Here is an 18,160-nt window from a genome sequence, read left to right as displayed (position 1 = left end):
CTATCCATCCGATACACCGAGCGGCTGGGCTTGGCTGGCATCGAACCGTCGGTCGGCAGTGTCGGTGATTCATACGACAATGCCTTGGCCGAAACCGTCAATGGCCTCTACAAAACTGAGGTGATCCACAGGCGCGGACCTTGGAAATCCTTTGAAGCTGTGGAATACGCAACCCTCGAATGGGTCGACTGGTTCAACAACCGCCGCCTGCTCGAGCCCATCGGAAATATCCCGCCCGCCGAGGCGGAACAACGCTATCATGATGCTGTGAGCACTCAGCAAATGGCTGCATGACTCACGAACTTTGGCCGCCGACAATCCCGGCGCGGTTCAATACTGCGTGGGCTGACACCGTCGGCGAATTCCCGGAAGATGCGCCGCACGACGCTGGCCTCGGCATCGTTGATCCGGCGATCCCCCCTGATGGGTTCGCCATGGGCGTCGAACTGCCGGATCACGTCATAGCCATAGCAAAGCCCGCCGCCCGCTTTACCCTTCTCGACACGGCCGCGCAGGCCGCGGTGGGTCTTTGCGGCAAGGTCCTTGAGGAACAAGGCGTTCATCGTCCCCTTCAGGCCGATGTGCATTTCGTTGATTTCGTCGTCAGCCAGCGTGACGATCTTGATGCCGAGGAAGGTGAGCTGACGGTGAAGGATCGCGATGTCGGCCTGGTCGCGGGACAGTCTGTCCAGGGCCTCGGCCAGCACGATGTCGATCGCGCCGGACTGGGCGTCGCGAAGCAGCGCCTGAATGCCGGCCCGTCCCACCATGGACGCACCGGAAGTCGCTGCGTCCTTGTAGCAGCCGGCGACTTTCCAGCCCTGCCGAAGCGCCCGCTCCCGACAAATCCTGATCTGGTCCTCGATGGAGGACGCGCTTTGTTGGTCGGACGAATATCTGGCGTAGATGGCGGCACGCATGCAGGCACTCCAGGATACGAAATCCAACCTGTTTGGTCGGGCGATGTCAATGGTGGGGCGGGTGACGCTGCTGACAGTTTGTCAAGGGAGCAGGGTATCCGGCTTGATGGCCGTGTTGGCTGCAAGCGCTTGGAAATGCTGACGCGCCAGCAACTGGCCCAACTGGCGCGCCAGCTGCGATAAAGTGGCTTCGATGTTGACGGTCTGGTCGCCATTGTCGTTGCAGGCTTCCAGGACGAGCCGTGAAGCCCGCTTGGTGAGGTGTCTGTCGGTTGGGGGTGGGGGCTTGGACATCGTTGCACCTTGATCATAGGGCGCACAATGCGCCCTCTCCCCAGGCCATTTGCTCCAGCCTTCTGATACAGCCCACCCTTCATCTGACGCCGAAGGATCGCAATCCATGTGTGCGTCTTGCACATGTTGGATTGGGTCTTGGCGCGGTGCCGATATCCAACCATCTATGGCGCGCCTATTGAATAGGGGCTCGTCGGGGGGGGCCGGAACCTCTATTCGAATGTTATCACTTGTCGGTAGCCGGCCACCGGCCCATATGGACGGCCCCTTTTAGCATCATTATTGGCCTGGCGCAGATATCGGCCCACTGGGGTGAATGGGCCCCCACGATAACCACGCATCAGGGGGCCAATTCGGTGCTGATGGGCATGGCCGCGATAAGTTCTTCCAACTCCGGACCCGTCAGACTTCCAAATTCGACCAGGATGGAGGCCACCTTGTCGATGACCGGCAGGCGCGGTCGAAGAAGCGCCAATACCCGTTCATATTCCTCGGCCAGCATGCGACCGACCTGTTGCGCCAAGGAGGGGTGAGCAGACAAGAACGAGTGGGTATTCTCGGGGACGGCGTTGCCCAGCCAAAGCAGTCGGTCCCCGAACCCATGGCCCGCCAACATGGCGGCTGCCAGGGTGGTGGCGCGCGCAAGATCGCTGTGCGCGGGACCGCCGGACCCGAAACCTGGGGCTCCCAGGCGGACCTCTTCCGCCGCGCGACCCGCCAGCAGGATGCGAATATGAGCACGGGCATCGGCCTCGGTGTCGAACTGGCCCAGTTCGAACCGAACACTGGCATGTTCGTCCTGAACCTTGACGATCTGGATCTTGCCCGGCAGCTCGACCGCGGCGGCCACAGCATGGCCAGCCTCATGCACCGCGACCCTGAAATGCAGATTGGGGGAAATGGTTTCAGGACGAGGGATATGAGCCAGCAGGTCCTCGGGCGTCATTGGCCTCCCGGCGCGGCGGGCCTCACGCTTGGCGTCACGGGCCCAAAGCTCGGCTTCAGCGCCGGATGCGACCATGCCCGCCACATAAGGAAGGAGGTCAACACCGGGGAGATGATCGGGACCAAGGTGCTGGCGCAGGATTCCGGCTAATGCTTGATCGTCAGGCAGGGACACCATGATCACCCGATCGAGCCGCCCAGGCCGGACCAGGGCCGGATCGATCGACAAGCTGTTGGCCGCCGCCAGCAGTACAACCCCTTCGCGGGCGAGGGTTCCGTCAGTCGACTCAAGCAGCGCATTGACGACCTGAACACTGTAGTCCCGCTGATTGCTCCGCAGTGATTGCCGATCCTGAAAGGCATCGACCTCATCGATGAACAGGATGCAGGGCGCTTCCATCCGCGCTCGGTTGAACGTGCCGCGCATTGCGGACAGCATTTGGCCAAGATGCCCTGCCGCCTGCCACTCGGAATGCGATCCCGTGACCAGCGGCAGCCCGGTGGTGTCAGCCAGAATCCGGGCGAAGGAGGTCTTGCCCGTGCCAGTGGGCCCCACCAGCAAACAACCACGATCGACGTCCTGCCAGGGCAAGCGTCCCGCCATGTATTCCTTGAGATCTTCGACCAAGTTGAGACCCCACTTCTTCGCGTCATCCATGCCGTGAAGATCGGTCAGCTTGGGACCGTCATACGGGATGGCTTGCGATGCGAGGTTCACGTAAGACCGGAGACGCCGGATCCAGGCGTCGCCGTCCTCTCCCGGCCGCTGTGACATGCGGAGGATATCGGGGTTGAGGTAGCCGCAGAGGCGATCATCGATGGTGATGGTGGGATGGTGCCCCGTCAGCACGTGTGCGGCCACCGTCATTGCAGCGCCGTCCAGCGTCGGAAGTGTCAGATGGTGATCCGCAGCATGTCTGACGGATGCCGGCATGCTATCCAGCCGAGCGGTCAGCACGATGACGCCCTTGCCATTGCCCAACGCCGTGGTCATAGAATCAATGTCGTGCGGAGCCCAGTGCTTATCCTTCTCGTCCGAACCGCTGAACCATACCCACTCCGGGGGCGAGAGGCACTCGGGTACTTCCGGTAGCGGCGTTTCCTCGTCATTAGCGAGAGCCAAGGTTTCCAGCATTGCGGTGAACTGCGCGTCATCCATTTCCGTGGGGCCGGAAAGGTAGAGCTTCAGCGTTTCGCGGACAGGGCGAACCCAGTCCAGTCCGGGCACCTCAACAATGATGAGGCAGCCGCCCTTGTCAAGGGCGTCCGCGATCTGCGGGGATGCGGCCAGGCCGCGATCCAACAGTGCCCACGCGGTGGCGCAGTCACCGGTCGTAACCGTCGGAGAAGGGCGTGGGGCCTGCTCCAACTCGAGGGAAGCGGCAACGCGGGCGTTGTATTGTTTGGCGGCCACGGCCAGGGTGGTCGGGGCCTTGTCAGCAGTATGGGTCATGTTTGGCCTCTCAACAGGCAAAGGGGGGGTGTTCCTGCCGATGAATGGTCGGCAGGCGATGTGGATGGGCATAGGGGCGCACGCCTGATAATGCGGGCACGGGGAAGGCGGTGGCCGGCTTCCAGGGGCGACGACGATTGCTCTATGCGGAGAAGGGGGCCGTGAGGGTGAAGGTCACGGACCAGAAGGCGTGCACAGTTCAGCGCCGTTCCGCGATTGGAAGCGGATTGAAATTGACGTTGTTTCGATCATCGCCAGTGACATTAAGTTCAGCGCCGTTCCGCGATTGGAAGCGGATTGAAACCAGGCCCATCAGCTCGCATTTTGTGTCTGTCTGTGTTCAGCACCGTTCCGCGATTGGAAGCGGATTGAAACATCCTCCGAGTGGTTGTTAGGTTCGACCTCGGATTTGTTCAGCACCGTTCCGCGATTGGAAGCGGATTGAAACTCAGTGAGCTTGCAATGAGGTTTACACCTATTACAGTTCAGCACCGTTCCGCGATTGGAAGCGGATTGAAACTTCAAAAATCCGCCGATGATAAGCTTGAAGACTGTTCAGCACCGTTCCGCGATTGGAAGCGGATTGAAACGGATAAATTGAAATAAAAAATATTTGAATCCCAAGTTCAGCACCATTCCGCGATTGGAAGCGGATTGAAGCCGGGTCAAGACGGCAGGAATGGTCATTCCCCGCATTCCGGGCGGGCTCTGCGTGGGCCGGAAAAACCCGCCGGAGCGTCCGGGTGGGTTTGGCCCTGGTGTGCGGGGGATAATTTCCCAACCTATGCCCGTCACAATCCTGTTCCTGAATCCACTTCCCACAACACAACCCCTATGGCACGATCCCCCGCAGTTGCATGAATTGGGGCGCAGGGTATGGGGCGTTTTCTGCTGTGGGTAGAGGGGGTGGATTTCGATGCCACCCTTTATGACACGACCGATCTGTCCTGTATCCGGGGTTCCGGTCTGGCCTTGCTGTATGCCCCCAGCCGGGTGCAGGTTCTGCTGAAAGGGGTTGACGGTGTTTCTTCGGTCAACCGGCTATTCGCTGGCGCTTCCCTGGCCGCCCTGACCTTTGATGCTGAACCGGCGGTGGCCCGGAATGCCCTGGCCCACCTGCGGGCCGCCCTGGCCCATGAAGGGGCGGATTGGTGCGGCATCAACAAAATCCTGCGCACCATGTCCGGTCACGATCTCGATGCAGTGACGTGGGAGGGGGCGTTGCCGCTGGCGCATCTGCGGGTGCTGGTGGCGATGGCCCCGGTGGGACCGGATGCTGCCGATGGCAAGGATGCCAGCATCAATGCCGCCATCCGCGCTGCACGGGCCGATCTGCGGGCACAGCAATGGCAAGGGCTGGGACCGCCCTTTACCGGCGCCAAGGGTGATGCCGTCCGGCCAGACAAGGCGCGGTTCGGCGGCATTCTGCCGGCCACACGCCCGGTACCGGTGCCCAGCGATTGGGCGGACCGGGAATTTGCCGAAAAGGGGCAGAATCTGGCCTGGATGTCGGCCTCCGTCGCGGCACGGCGCACCTTTGGCCGGCATATGCGGCAATATTTCTACGTCACGGAACTGAACGATCCGGCGCTGGGTGCCCGTTTCGTCAACAGCGTCGACGACATTCCGGGCGACCTGCCGGATACGGACCCGATCAAGGACACACTGCGTAACAAGCTGGCGGTGATTTATATCGATGGCAACGGGTTCACCGACATCAGGGGGCGGATCACGCCGGATGACGGGCTGCATCCCCTGACAATCTTCGCCAATGAGCTGAGCATCCAGCAGCGCCAACAATTCCTGAAGCCGATGCTGCAATTCCTGATCGACCAAAGCAACGGCGACCATGCGGCGCGTGTGGCGCGGGAGATTGCGGATCACGATCTGGCCGATGATCGTCCCATCCGCCTTAAGGCCCTGCGCTTTGAAACCCTGATGTGGGGTGGGGATGAAATGGCGTTTGCCCTGCCGGCGTGGCTGGCCCTGTGGTGGGCGCAGGCATTTTTCACAACATGGGCGCATGGCTGGACGGTGCAGGGCAAGCCCCTGACCCATGGCATGGGTATGGTGATCTGCGACCGCCGCACCCCCCTGCGCCAGGCCCGCGCCATGGCGGAAAATCTGGCCGACGCCGCCAAGCAGGCCAGGGGGGCAGCGGGGGAACGTATCGATGCCCTGCAGATTGAGGTTTTTGAAAGCGCCGACCTGCCCGATGGCGGCCATGGGCTGCACGGGCACCGGGCCGCCCTTTATCCGGGACTGGACCAGACGGCGCATGGCAGCGCCTTCACCCTGACGGTGCCGGAACTGGTGGCGCTGCCGGGCTTGATGAAGCTGGTGCGGGATGAGGAGACGGGCTTGCCCCGGTCGCAATTGCACAAGAAATTGCGGGAACTGAAAACCGGTGCCGGCATGGCGGCGGCCGATAGGGTTGTCACCCTGTTCGCCGATTACCTGTCCAAGGCGGGCCGGGGGCGTGAGGCGGCACTGGCCGCCATTGATGATTGGGGCGGAACGCGGCCTGCCGGGCTGAAACTGGCGCTGCTGGCCCAATATTGGGATTATATTGATCCGTTCCCGTATGGCTGGCCCGGTCCACTCGCCGTTCTGGCCCAGGCGGGGGTGCCGGCATGACCCATCGGCACGAACTGACCCTCTCTGTCACCCTGCGCAGCCCCTTTATCCTGCCCGGTCTGGATGTTGCCGGCCTGGGCATTGATACGCCGGCCCTGCGGGATGAGGCGGGCCACCCCCTGATCCCGGCGGATCAGGTGAAGGGATTGCTGCGGGCGGCCATGGTGTCGCTGGTCACGGTCGGGGCCGCTGAGCGGCGCGAACTGGACACGCTGTTCGGCCGCGCCTCCCCCGATGCCGCCGGGGGCGTCACCGCCCCCAACGCGCCCGAGCGGGGGTGCCTGATCACCGCCGATCTGGTGGCTGAGCGTTTGCCGCCGGCTGACCCCCACAGCATCACCCGTATCAAGATCGACGATACCACCGGTGCCGTTCAGCATGGTGCCTTGCAGGTGGTGGAACTGGTGGCCCCCGTGGGGGAGGCGGTTTCCTTCACCGGTAAAGCTATCCTGCGCTGCCCGCCTGGGCAACGGGACCGGCTGGCGGGCCTGCTGGCCAGGGCCTGGGCCCTGGTGCCTGCCATCGGCGGGGCCAAAAGCGCCGGGTTCGGACGGGTAACAGCGGCGACCGTCGCGGTTGCCGCCAGCGCACCCTTATGGCCGGCGGCGGTGGCCGAAGGGGTGGGCGACAGTCTGTGGCTGGATGTCAGCTTCGACCGGCGGTTGCTGGTGGATGCGCAACGTTTGTCGGACAATGTCTGGCGCGGGTCCGCCATCGTGCCGGGCGCGGCCATCAAGGGGGCGCTGGCGCGGGCGTTGGAACTGGCGGGGCAACAGCCGGAAGCGGTGGGCAGTCCGCTGGGCCAGGCCCTGTCCAGCATCCGCATCGGTCATGCCTTTCCGGTGGAGAAGGACGGGCGACTTTGCGACTTGCCGCTGCCCCAGTCCCTGGCGCAGCTTGAAGAGGGGGACGGGGCGATCCTGGATGCGCTGCTGGTGCCGCCCGCCCATATCCCCATGGGGCGCAACGGGGCCGTGCCTGCCTATGTCGGCGACTGGAAAAACCAGGCGCGGCCGGACCATCTGCCCGCATCCGACATTCCCACATTGCCGCGTATCCATACCCGGATCGGTGAAGGCTACACGGCGGCCGATGGCGACCTTTATGTCGATATCGGCCTGTCGTCCTGGCAGGATGCGAGCGCTGGTCAACGCCGGTTCTGGCGGTTGCGGGTTGATCGCAATGGGGCCGATCCGGTCTGGTTTGCCCAGATCATCGCACTGTTGCGCGGAACCGGGCTGGATGGCGTCGGCACCACGGGTGCCAGCGCGCGGTTCCGGAACGCTGCCCCCCCGCCGGGGCTGGGCATTGGGCCGGTCTCCCCGCAAAATGGTGACCTGTGGGCCGTCACCCTGATCACCCCGGCCCTGATGCTGCCGGATGATGTCGGGGATGCCGTGCAGGGGGCTTATCAGGAATATTGGCGGCGGGCGCTGGACCAGCCGGGCCTGATCTTGCGCAACCTTTTTGTGCGCCACCGGCTGGCCGGTGGTTATATCGGGATGCGGCGGCGCCATTACGGCCCCTCCGTCTATCGGCCCTTCCTGTTGACGGCGCCGGGGTCGGTATTTCTGCTGCAAGGAGCATTGGCGGCGGCGTTGGAACGCCGCCTGAGCACAGGGCTGCCGGCCCGTGGTGCCAATGGTGGTTGGGCGACGGACTGGCGGACCTGTCCCTTCCTGCCGGAAAACGGCTTTGGGGATTTCCGCGTGAATCTGGTCGATCATGCGGCGCTGGGGCGGGAAATGCATGGCATTGCCCGGGTGGAGAATATGGATGTCTGATCATCTGGGCATGGGCCTGCACCCCTATCGTATGGACATCAAGGGCTGGCTGATCACTGAAAGCCCGCTGCATTTGGGTGATGGCGGGGTGGTTGCCGACAAGCTGAAGAAATCCGACCAGGATGAGAACCCGCTGCTGTCCACCCTGCTGCGCGATGGCGACGGTCTGCCCTTCATCCCGGGTTCGTCGCTGAAGGGCCTGCTGCGCGGCCTGATGGCCGAGCGCGCGCAGGCCGATGCCTTGTTCGGCGTGCCAAAGCTGGACAAGAAGAACCATGGCAGGATGAGCCATGTCATCATCTGGGGGGGAAGCTGCGTCCCGGAACCGGTGGCCACAGCCCCCTATGCGGCGCAATTGGGCGGCGACAGCTTCGCCGCCGCCCGCACCGCCATCAACCCGGAAACCGGCACGGCGGATGCGCATAAGCTGTTCTTTCAGGAGATGCTGGCACCCGGCACGAAAATCCCGCTCGACATGCTGTTGATCGCCGATAATGCGCAGGTGCTGGACCAGCAATGGCAGGCCCTGCTGCCACTGCTGGTCCGGCTGGCGCATGGTGCGCAACTGGGCAAGGGCAAGGGCGATGGGCAAGGCCGCGTGCGGCTGCTGCCCGAAACGCTCACCGTCACCCGCCACGCTTTGCAGGCGGACGGGACAATGTCGACGACACCTGTGCCCATCCCCGCTTTGTCGCAAGTAACGCCGCCTGTACTTGCCGGCAGAACCTGGACCCTGACGCTGACCTGCCCCGGCCCCTTCGCTGTGCTGGACAGTTCCCGAAAGCGCGACCGCAAGGCTGGGCAGGAGGCGGACAAGGATAATCCGGCTCTGGCGGGGCAGAGCCTGGATGGCAACCTGCCGCATATTCCCGGCACCAGCCTGATGGGCGCCCTGCGCGCCCAGGCCCGCTGGCTTAAGGCGCTGAAGGGCGATCCCGGCGACGGCACCCCTGCCGGCGATGCCCCCGCTGTCTGTGCCCTGTTCGGCACCACCGGACACAGGGGCCGGTTGTGGCTGGAACAACTGAAGGTGACCGCTGGAACAAAATGGGATGTCACCTCGGTGAAACTGGACCGTTTTTCCGGCGCGCCCATCGACGGTGCCCTGTTCACCACCACAACCTATACCGGGGTCGAGGCCACAGCGACCTTACGTTTAATGCCGGATGTGGATGATGAGACGACGAGCCTGACCGAGGAACTGCTGGCTGCCATCCGGGAAGACGGCCTGTTGCTGGGTCATGGCACCAACAAAGGCTTCGGCTGGTTCGACGTCGCGGTGCAGGAGGGCATAAATGGCTGATAATCCCCGCTTGGCCGCGTTGAAGGCGAAACTGATCGAAGAGTGCGAGCGGTTGCTGGATAAACCGGGTGCCATGTTGCGGCGTGAGGCGGTTTTCGACGATCAGGCCGATAAACTGTATGATCAGTTAATGGATGCTGACGACATCGTCGATGATCCCGATGCAGCGGCCACCGACTTCAGGTCTGAACTCTCGCGCCGTTTCGCACCGGCTCCGCCGGCACGCCAGAACAAGCCGCCGGTTTCCTCAACGGCAAGACCGGCATCGGGGTCGGGCAGGCCACGCGAACCGGTGCCCTTGCACCTTTTGACCTCGCCCTATCGGTTCGTGGAGCTAAACGACAAGGTCGTGATGGCGGAACCGCCGTCGCCCTTGTTCCAACCCCTTCCGGGTGGCTTCACAGGTCGTATCAGTGTGGAATGGGCCGTGGAAAGCCCCATGCTGATCGGTTCGGAGAAGGACGGGCTGTCGCGGCCGCTGCGCCTGCCGGATGGCCGCTACGCCATTCCCGGCGCAACGCTGCGCGGCATGGTGCGGGCATCGGCGGAGATCGTGGCGGGAGCCCGATTGTCACAGATCAATGGTCATCATCGCTATGGCTTGCGGGATTTTACGCATCCTCGGGTGCGACCGCCCGAGAATGAGAAAGATTCCCTGCTCGATGCAGACAAGCTGAAAGCGGGTTGGCTGCGTTACAAGGAGATCAGCGGCGGAAAGCCAGAAATACATATTACGCCCTGCAGTACATGGCGGCGCATTGCTCATGATGATCTGCGCGACCTGCTGAAACTCCCGGCGGAGAAAGACAAATACCACTGGCGGGCCAAATGGCTTAAAAGGCCGATGGTGGACCGTTATAGGGCAGCCGGTTTCGAGATTCTGGGCGGACGTACCCCATATATCGATTTCGATAAAGCACCTGTGCTGATGTTCAACCGCACAGGTACCAAGCCGAGGGATGGCTTTGCGAAGCCGAATGCTGTGGGCAACCCAGGGCGGCTGGTCTTTTCCAATAAATCACCCGCCCCGCCATTGGCAGCGGACATTAAGGAGAAAGAGGATCGTCGTGGGGAAGGACAGCCGAAGAAGAACGAATATGTCTTCTTCGATGACCCCGCCGCCAAGGATTTCAAGGTCGATGCCAAAGCCTGGGACCGGTTCTGGTTGATCAATACCAAGCCGGCCCGGCGTCGCCGTGAGCCTGATGGCAGCTTGGCTGTGTTATGGCCAACGCTGAAGGCCGGCGGGAAGGTTCCGGTATTCTATGTGCAGGAAAAAGATGGCAACCCGGAAACCCTGCAACTGGGCCTTACCCGCTTTTTCAAGATTGCCCACGAGCATTCCGTGCGCGACCTGCTGGACAAGGAACGGGGGCAGCCGCACAAGCAGCCCGCCGCACCTGCCGCGTTCAAGCCCGATCTGGTGGAATCCCTGTTCGGCCATGTGCTGGAGGCGGATGATTTCACGCCGGCAGCGCCGAAGGGGCAGTCGGTAGCCCGTAAGGGGCGTGTCGCATTCGGGTTCGCCTACCTTGAGAATGCGGGTGATGCAGAGGAAACCGGAACGATCCGCACCGTGATGGGAGCGCCGCGCGCATCCTTCGCACCCTTCTACCTTGCGGGCCGTATCAAGGATTACTCCCACCCCGAGGCACGGCTGGCGGGCCGGAAACGCTATGTTCCACGCTTCCGGCCCCAGGATTTGGCATCGGCGCCCAAGCGGCTGGTTGCCAGCTTGACGCATCAGGTCAGCCGATTGGGCCGCAACGCCGAACAGTTGAATGAGATTGGCAGCGATCTGCGCCTGCTGCGCCACAAGCGTGACGGCGAAAAAATGATATTCCGCAGTGACATTCGCGTCCGCAATGTCACTGCCGTTGAGCTGGGATTGCTGCTCTGGGTGCTGACCCATGGCGGTGATCCCGCCAAGCCCTATCGTCACCAGATCGGTCGGGCCAAGCCGTTTGGGGCAGGTCAGGTTCTGGTGCGGGGGCTGCGCCTGTCGCTGCAACCACATGATCTGGCGGATCGGTCCCTGCTGCAACCGCCCGACGCCGCCGAGCGGGCAGGGGCGTCGGGCGAAGGCTGGACGGATGGCACGCTGTCGTTGCGCCCCTTTCTGAAGGCGTTCGAAACCTTTATGGCGCAGCACTGGACCAACTGGCCCCATGTACGCCCGGTGACACAGTGGTTGCGATCCTGCCGGCCCGATTGGGGGGCGGAACAGGTCGGCCAAAGACCGGAGCCGGAGGGCCGTTTCACCTATCCTGATCTAAAGGAATTCAATACTATCCGAAAGGCGGTCAAGATGGACAACAAGCAGCCCGCACCGCATCCAGACAATCCGGCTTCTCTTCTGGCGGTGCCTTCAGAATAAGAACGCTGCCGATTAACAATGTTAGGGCGGCGATTGCCAGACAGTTGATGGCGAAAGTCCGTAAAAACCTGGAACTGCCAGTGGGCTTGCTCCCCGCTATCATACGACCGGTGAGCCATGCGCCAAGGGTGACGAGACCCACGATGAAGAATGACCACCCGGAAGCAAGCATAAGAGGCGGGTTATCCGGCACAATAAGATTAACCCCCATCACGCTCGTTATCAGCGAAGCGACAAGGCCGATCGCGGCAATCTTGTTGAGTTGCAGCCCCGCCTCTGTCGCCCTATGGGCCTCCTGCGTCGCCTCATGCCCTTCGGCGGCGTTCAGCATGGCGGTCATGTCGCGGGCTTTTTCGCTGACCTCGCGGTACAGCGCTGGCAGGCGTAGCTGGTCGCGCCATTTCTCGAACAATTCTTGGCCTTGGACCTGATTGGACAGGGTGGGGAACCAGCCATGGCCCAGGAAATCCAGCCACTCATCCTGGGCATCCCGCAAGCGCTGTCGGAATTCAGGATCGGACAGCCGCCCATTGCCCGGGGGCGTCAACCGTTCCATCAACCGCAGAAGAGCGGCCTGCTGGTACTGCAGCACCAGCGCCATGTCGGCGTAATGGTGCCGGAAATGGCCCTGCAAAACATTCAGCGTGAAGCCCTCGTTACAGCCTACGAAGGTGAACTGATACCCCGCCAGCAGATAGCGGCTGCACATCCCGGGCGCCCTCGCGGGTTCCCAAAACCGGTCATAGCAATGGTTTTGGTCGAAATCCCGCAGGATTGATGCCGCATAAGGCAGGCCGGAATCCGGCGGGTCCGCGAAACACAGCCGGACCCAATCCGCTTCGCCCAAGGTCGTCGGGTCATCCAGGGTCAGGAAGGCCATGCCGGGCAACCGGTCATCTACGACATGCGACAGATAAGTCTTACCGGTCGCATCGGGTGTTAGGGATAGTGGGGCCAGCAGGGCCGCCCACCAGGGCAGCAGTGGCGGAGCTAGGCCACAGGAACTGTTGGAGAGGGCCAAGCCCTGCTGCCGGGTCGGTGCCGCCCAAGTCTCTGATTGCGTCGCATATTCAACCGCCACAAAGGCAGGCACGTGCCCTGGCTTGTCCCCCTCCCAGAAGGGTACATAGCAACGCCGCACCTCATCCAGGGATTGTTGCACCATGGCCAGGGACAGGTTGGGTGTGTCGCAACAAAGATCAATTCGCAATATCACGATGCCCGCCCGGAAGAGCGAGAGTTCCAACCGGTCTACCTTGAACGATATTTCGGTTTTCGCATCATCGGACAGGGTGACCCTGATCCGGCTTGGCCCGTGACCCTCGGTCGGTTGGTACCGGCGCAGCGCCGGGTGCCCGTCACCCCCGCCGGTCGGGTGGGGGTAAAGCAGCTTCTGCACAAACGGGTGCATATAGACGGCCGCGGCATAGCGGGTGGCCAGTTCTTCCTGCTCTGCATTTGTGTCGGGAATGGCGGCGAAGGGTTGGGGACATTTCTGCCAGCGTCTGTCCGCGGTCAGCCGTGCTTCAATATCCTCGATTGTTCCCTCCGGGACCGAGAGGGGCCAGAACAGGGTTTCCCGAAAGGTCTTGATATTCATAATAGTATAAAGCCCCAACATATCTCCATTCATCGATGATATCGGTGAAGATACCCACCGTCACCCCCGATAAGGCTGAGGCGAGAAAAACACCCTGTGGAATTAAACGAACATGTTGAATATATTTGATTTTTTAATGAAGTAGGGCATATTTTTGTAAATGACCTTGATAAGGCATGACAGCTATTTTGGTGTTCCGCGTTTGGAAGCGGATTGAAACTCACGGTCGAGGACCTGGAGATCACGGTTCCAGTTCAGCGACATTCCGCGTTTGGAGGCGGATCAAACTGCCATGATAGGGGGAGCAGCGTCGGTCGCCGCCGGAACGCCCGCTGCGTCTCCCATTGTGTTGCCTGGATCAGCCTGCCGAAGCCCGGTCCAGCAGGGACAGGGCTTCGGCCAACAGCGTATCGGCGGTCGTGGCATCCAGCATCCGGCTGAATAGTTCTGACCCCTGCATCTGCCCCGTCATCGGGCCTTGCCCCAGGGTCAGCAGGAATGGCCGCCACAAGCGGGTGATATCGCCAACCGCTTCCGCATCCGGCAGGCGGGCCAGATCGGCGCGGATGCCCTGGGCAGCAGCGGCCCGCAGCAGCGCCACCAGGAACAGGCGGCGGTAGAGGCCGGTCAGGTGCCGCCCCCCCACCTCTGCGGCGAAATCGCCGTGGCCGACCAGGGTCAGGCTATGGTCCGTGACCATATAGCGTGATCCAAGGGTGGAGAACCGGTCATAAAGGCTGCGGTCCAGTTCGGCGGCTGACCAATCGGGGTCATAGGCGGGCGTGGGTGCGAACGGGTCCACGCCGGAAAAGCGCCCCAGCATGACACGCCAATCGGCGGTGACGGGCGGCAGGTCTGGCGGCGGCGGTCCCAGGGGGGTCACCGCGCCGACCAGCCGGGCGCGTTCATCCTGCATCAGCGCCACGTCCGTTGCCTTCAGGCCCCAGGGTGCCAGCATCAACCCCGCTAACGCCCGCCAGGGCCCCTCCTGTCCCGGCACCGCCCCCATCGTCATGTCACACAGAACATCATCGCCAAGCTGCAGGCGATGGGTATCGCGGGCGGCGGGTGGCATCTCATAGGCGGTGTAAAGGGGGCGCAGTGCCGCGTTCAAATCCAGCAGCTCGGCCAGGGTTCGCGGTGCCGGCTCCTGTCGCTGGCCGCTATCCAGCCCCGCCACCTGCTGCCAGAAAGGCTGGCCACTCTCTGCATCGGTGGGCCAGCCCGCACCCTCGATCCCCCATTCCAGCACGAACAGGCCACCTGGTGCTGCGTGGAGCATCAGATGCGTCAGCGGCAGGTGCCATGTCTCGCCCCGCCGGGTGAGGGAGAGAACCGGGGCCGGTCCGGTCCAGCTTGTGCTGAGCAGGCCGGGCCGATCGGGGAAGCTTGGTTGCATCACCTCGGCCAGACCGGGCAGCCAGTATCGCCGCTCTTGCGCACCTTCGTCGGCCATTGCCACGGGACCGGCGCCAAGACCGGTTGGCAGGCACCCCGCCGGGCCGCGCAGCACAGCCAGGAAGCGGCTGCGCCAGCGCGATAATGGACGCGCGCCGATCAACAGGGCGGACAGGATATCATCAGCCAATCTGGACAGAATTGCGCTGCCGCCCACGTCGCCGGCCGATACCCGCCAGGGGATGCCGATTCCGCGCAGACCGGCCGGCAACAGCGGGCGCAGCGGCGCCAACCGCTCCGCCGGGCCGGTAAGGTACAGCAGGGAGAGGTTATCACCGGCACCGGCGCGACAAAGGGTAAGGGATAGATCGTCCCCCGCTGCCACCGGGTCGGTTTCATTTTGCAGGCAAAGGCTCAGATCGCCCGGCATGGTCAGGGGCGCGCGTCGCGCCGACAACCCGATCCTCTTGAATTCAGCCATCACCACCCTCCGTCACTTGCCGGCAGAGTGAACGATCATGGACCTGTCGAGCAAGGCCCCAAACCCGACGCTCTCGTTCAACCGCTGTACGGCGTAATCCTCGCTCCAGTCGAACTGGAAGGCCTCGCCAGGGCCAAAAGTCAGCGGAACAAAAACGCCGCGGCCTGCGGTCTGCTGCTCGCGTTGCCGCTCCGCCCGCCCTTCACGGGCAAAGGCCGCAACGCGGTTATAAGAACCGGTGAACCCCAGCGCGATCAGGTCGGCGTACATATGTTTCAAGGTTCGGCGCTGCTTGCGCGATTGGGAGGCCTCGGCCTTGAGCCAGCCTGCCAACTTGTCGGCGAACGGGTCCAGCTTGCCGGGACGTTCTGGTATCGAGAACTTCGGCTCGATCGTGCCTGCGTTCAAATACTTCTTGATGGTATTCCGCGACAGGCCGGTCCGACGCGCGATCTCCCGGATCGCAACCTTCTCACGCAAGGCCAAACCGCGGATGACATTCAAAAGTCCCATGTCGATCACTCCAGTACCCCCCGTCGCTCAACGCCAAGGGGGGACGGTCACATGGGTCAATTCTCAATGGAAATAAGCCGCTTTCCCGGGTCAGTTCCGCGTGGAAATCAACACCACGACGTCCGTGTCTATTCCCTGGCGGCTCCCATGGCCGGCTGCGGGTTCTTCGTCTCGACCGGCGGCGCGCCGATCTGGGACACCACCGGGGTCGGTCGCTACACCGCCTTCACCCGCAGCCTGGACGCCGACGGCTCCCCCCCTGGAAGACGTGCGCAGCCGTGCTGCACGCCCTGATCCTGGACATGAAGAATGCGGGGATTCTGCGATGATCCGACCTGACGGAAAAACCGATGGTCCTTTAGCCCGGTTTGGCCAACCCGCGCCCTTCCGCCGCCAGACGCCAGTTGGCCACGTCGCCCAGCATGATCTCCGCCGCCTGGCGGGCGCGGTCCTGCGCCGCCGGCAAGTCGGTGGGATGGTCCTGTGCCAGGGCGGCCAGCAGTTGATCCAGCTCGGAAGCCATCCGGTGGGAGCGGCTGGCATTGCCTTCGAAATCGGCGATCAGCCGGATACCATAGGCGGCGGTGGCCAGCACCGGCAGGCCGACGGTGGCCGCCGTCACCCCATAGGTGATCCGGTGCCAGAGGTCGTGGCTGATTTCGTCCAGCCCATGTTCCAGCGCGCCGCCAAGCCAAAGATGATCCACCCCCACCGCCGCCAGATACAGGATGACGATGATCAGCGTGGCATGGAACAAGACCTCGCCGAATAATTCCAGCCGGTGCTCCATCCGGTGCAACCGCTGATAGGTGGTTTGGTGATAGCTGCATTGGTCGCGCAGCAATGTCGCCAGCCCCTCCCGACCGCTGCTGATCACATCGGCGGTGAAGCGGAGCGGCGGCAGGCCGCTGGCGCGCAGCAGGGCGCGGCTGTACCAGCCGGTCCAGATGCGGGCGCGGCCATGCCCGCCCGCCGGGCGACAGCCCAGCCCGATCATGGGCACGGCCACCCGCAGCCGTTCCGCCACCTCCCGCGCCTCCAGCCAGCGGCGGTGCCAGTTGGTGCGGTGGCCCAGGCCGGTATTCAGCAGCACCAGGGAAATCAGCAGCAGCTCCGCCAGCACGAAGGCCCATTTCATCTCGTCGCCCAGCCAGTTCAGGCTTTTGATCACCAGCAGCGACAGGGCCACCCCGACGACCGACAGGGCGGCGAACAGGAAATTGGCGACAAAGGCGCTGCGGAAGATCTGGGCGTAATGCGTGGCCAGGGCATCGGCCCAGCCGAACGCATCGGCGGTGACCGCGGGCAGATGCGCCGGGCGGCCCTGCAGATCGCTGGCGCAGGCTTCCGGCGGGCGGCTGTGCAGGTCGCTGCGGCGCGGCCGGCGCACCAGGGCCAGGGCGTGCAGAAGGTGCCATTCCGGCCGACCGTGAAAGCTGCAGCGTTTCTCCTGCAGATAGGTGGCCAGATGCTCTACCTCCCCATGCGGGTCCGGGCGACCGTCGGCTTCCCTCGATGCCGGCGGGGCCAGCAGATCGTCGACCAGGGCCGTCAGATCCTGCGTCCCGGCCCCCGGCAGATCCTCGATGAACGCCGCCGGACGCGGATAGGGAACCCGGGAGGTCCAGCGCAGTTCCGGCGACCGCTGCCCGGTGGCATCGACGATGATCACCGGCATACCGCGCCGCACCGCCGCCTGCATGATCTCCCCGGTGCCGCCGCGCCCGGCGGCGGGGCCGCCGTCCCAGACGGCGATCAGCAGATCGGCATGATCCAGCAGGGTCAGCCCCGCCGCCTCATAGGCCAGATCGGCCCGGTCGCGCGTGCCCGGCCATTCCAGCACCGCATCCGCCCGCGCCAGCAGGGCCTGGAAAGCCTCCTGCGCGCCCGCCTCGGTGAAATCCGCTGCATATTCCTCATGCGGGAACGGCAGCACCACTTCCAGCCCCCAGCCCTGGGCCAGGGCCGCTTCCGCCGCCAGCCGGTCCGCCCCCTCCGCCAAAGCCGACAGCAGGGTCAGGCGCGGCGGCTGTGGGCTGAACAGGGTCGCGTGGGTGGCCAGCACCGGATGGATGGCAGCGGTCAGGCGCTGCAACAGCCCTTCCAACGCCAGCGCCACCCCGGCCCGGGCATGGTCCGGCAGCCGGTTGGGCCGGTGACCGGTAATGGCCACGGACAGGGACAGGCGGGGCTTGGGCGGATGGTCGGTCATGGCTGTTTTGTTCCGGCGGACGCTGGGGGCAGTTGGGCCAGGTCGGCTTTGATCAGATCGATCCCGCCTTCCTGGTCCTTGGTCAGCAGGCCTTTCGCCTGCAGCCGGGTGAGAATGGTCAGCGCTTCGGTGAAGCGCTCCCGGGGCTGATCGCCGATGCTGGCCAGATTAACGAGACTGACCGCCAGATCGCGCTGGAACTGGGTATTCTCCGGCTCCCGCGTGACCAGCCGGCGGCGGATC

The 18,160-nt window shown here is 63.6% G+C and carries 12 protein-coding genes and 1 pseudogene; 5 read left to right on the top strand and 8 right to left on the bottom strand.

The window, feature by feature from the left end:
* Positions 1-294, top strand: a 294-nt coding sequence (locus tag G473_RS0124220; protein ID WP_029015208.1) for an integrase core domain-containing protein, incomplete at its 5' end; no start/stop codon positions are given.
* Here G473_RS0124220 and G473_RS28790 read toward each other — a convergent pair.
* From G473_RS28790 to G473_RS29720, 3 genes are all read right to left on the bottom strand, one after another.
* Complete coding sequence (locus tag G473_RS28790; RefSeq protein ID WP_084438655.1) at positions 276-920, bottom strand: recombinase family protein; 645 nt, start codon at positions 918-920, stop codon at positions 276-278. The genes G473_RS0124220 and G473_RS28790 overlap by 19 nt on opposite strands.
* Positions 921-1,001: 81 nt before the next feature.
* Positions 1,002-1,214, bottom strand: a complete 213-nt coding sequence (locus G473_RS0124210; protein WP_029015217.1) for a hypothetical protein — start codon at positions 1,212-1,214, stop codon at positions 1,002-1,004.
* Positions 1,215-1,554: 340 nt separating this feature from the next.
* Positions 1,555-3,612 carry an AAA family ATPase gene (locus tag G473_RS29720; protein ID WP_051330691.1) on the bottom strand — a complete coding sequence of 686 codons (2,058 nt, stop codon included), beginning with the start codon at positions 3,610-3,612 and terminating at the stop codon, positions 1,555-1,557.
* An 876-nt stretch (positions 3,613-4,488) separates the two neighbouring features.
* Between G473_RS29720 and G473_RS0124200 the strand changes: the two genes are divergently transcribed.
* The 4 genes from G473_RS0124200 to G473_RS0124185 are packed head-to-tail and all read left to right on the top strand — an operon-like array spanning position 4,489 to position 11,713.
* Positions 4,489-6,249 (top strand): hypothetical protein, encoded by a 1,761-nt coding sequence (locus G473_RS0124200; protein WP_029015216.1) that lies wholly within the window; start codon positions 4,489-4,491, stop codon positions 6,247-6,249.
* Positions 6,246-8,033, top strand: a complete 1,788-nt coding sequence (locus G473_RS28780; protein ID WP_051330690.1) for an RAMP superfamily CRISPR-associated protein — start codon at positions 6,246-6,248, stop codon at positions 8,031-8,033. The genes G473_RS0124200 and G473_RS28780 overlap by 4 nt, the downstream gene beginning before the upstream one ends.
* Complete coding sequence (locus G473_RS28775; RefSeq protein WP_051330689.1) at positions 8,026-9,336, top strand: RAMP superfamily CRISPR-associated protein; 1,311 nt, start codon at positions 8,026-8,028, stop codon at positions 9,334-9,336. The genes G473_RS28780 and G473_RS28775 overlap by 8 nt, the downstream gene beginning before the upstream one ends.
* A complete protein-coding gene (locus G473_RS0124185; protein ID WP_029015215.1) occupies positions 9,329-11,713 on the top strand; it encodes a hypothetical protein in 2,385 nt (794 codons plus the stop codon). Before G473_RS28775 ends, G473_RS0124185 begins: the two co-directional genes overlap by 8 nt.
* Here G473_RS0124185 and G473_RS30720 read toward each other — a convergent pair.
* The 5 genes and pseudogenes from G473_RS30720 to G473_RS30715 all read right to left on the bottom strand — a co-directional run.
* A complete protein-coding gene (locus G473_RS30720) occupies positions 11,640-12,593 on the bottom strand; it encodes a hypothetical protein (protein ID WP_161631042.1) in 954 nt (317 codons plus the stop codon). The two genes, G473_RS0124185 and G473_RS30720, sit on opposite strands and share 74 nt — an antisense overlap.
* 1,078 nt (positions 12,594-13,671) lie before the next feature.
* Entirely contained in the window at positions 13,672-15,192 is a 1,521-nt protein-coding gene (locus G473_RS0124175; protein ID WP_029015213.1) for a hypothetical protein, read from the bottom strand.
* An 87-nt stretch (positions 15,193-15,279) separates the two neighbouring features.
* A pseudogene (locus tag G473_RS0124170) lies at positions 15,280-15,705 on the bottom strand (helix-turn-helix domain-containing protein); the annotation flags it as partial.
* A 358-nt stretch (positions 15,706-16,063) separates the two neighbouring features.
* Positions 16,064-17,917, bottom strand: a complete 1,854-nt coding sequence (locus G473_RS30945; protein ID WP_051330688.1) for a hypothetical protein — start codon at positions 17,915-17,917, stop codon at positions 16,064-16,066.
* On the bottom strand, positions 17,914-18,160 hold a 247-nt coding region (locus G473_RS30715), incomplete at its 5' end, for a hypothetical protein (protein ID WP_035709412.1). The genes G473_RS30945 and G473_RS30715, both read right to left, overlap by 4 nt.

It is taken from the genome of Niveispirillum irakense DSM 11586, assembly GCF_000429645.1.
In the GTDB taxonomy this organism is placed as follows: domain Bacteria; phylum Pseudomonadota; class Alphaproteobacteria; order Azospirillales; family Azospirillaceae; genus Niveispirillum; species Niveispirillum irakense.
This window is presented reverse-complemented; position numbering and strand designations above follow the sequence as displayed.

Bases quoted from the DNA above. Each gene is read 5' to 3' on its own strand.
- G473_RS28790 (WP_084438655.1), bottom strand. From the start codon at position 920: ATGCGTGCCGCCATCTACGCCAGATATTCGTCCGACCAACAAAGCGCG.
- G473_RS0124210 (WP_029015217.1), bottom strand. From the start codon at position 1,214: ATGTCCAAGCCCCCACCCCCAACCGACAGACACCTCACCAAGCGGGCT.
- G473_RS29720 (WP_051330691.1), bottom strand. From the start codon at position 3,612: ATGACCCATACTGCTGACAAGGCCCCGACCACCCTGGCCGTGGCCGCC.
- G473_RS0124200 (WP_029015216.1), top strand. From the start codon at position 4,489: ATGGGGCGTTTTCTGCTGTGGGTAGAGGGGGTGGATTTCGATGCCACC.
- G473_RS28780 (WP_051330690.1), top strand. From the start codon at position 6,246: ATGACCCATCGGCACGAACTGACCCTCTCTGTCACCCTGCGCAGCCCC.
- G473_RS28775 (WP_051330689.1), top strand. From the start codon at position 8,026: ATGTCTGATCATCTGGGCATGGGCCTGCACCCCTATCGTATGGACATC.
- G473_RS0124185 (WP_029015215.1), top strand. From the start codon at position 9,329: ATGGCTGATAATCCCCGCTTGGCCGCGTTGAAGGCGAAACTGATCGAA.
- G473_RS30720 (WP_161631042.1), bottom strand. From the start codon at position 12,593: ATGGCCTTCCTGACCCTGGATGACCCGACGACCTTGGGCGAAGCGGAT.
- G473_RS0124175 (WP_029015213.1), bottom strand. From the start codon at position 15,192: ATGGCTGAATTCAAGAGGATCGGGTTGTCGGCGCGACGCGCGCCCCTG.
- G473_RS30945 (WP_051330688.1), bottom strand. From the start codon at position 17,917: ATGACCGACCATCCGCCCAAGCCCCGCCTGTCCCTGTCCGTGGCCATT.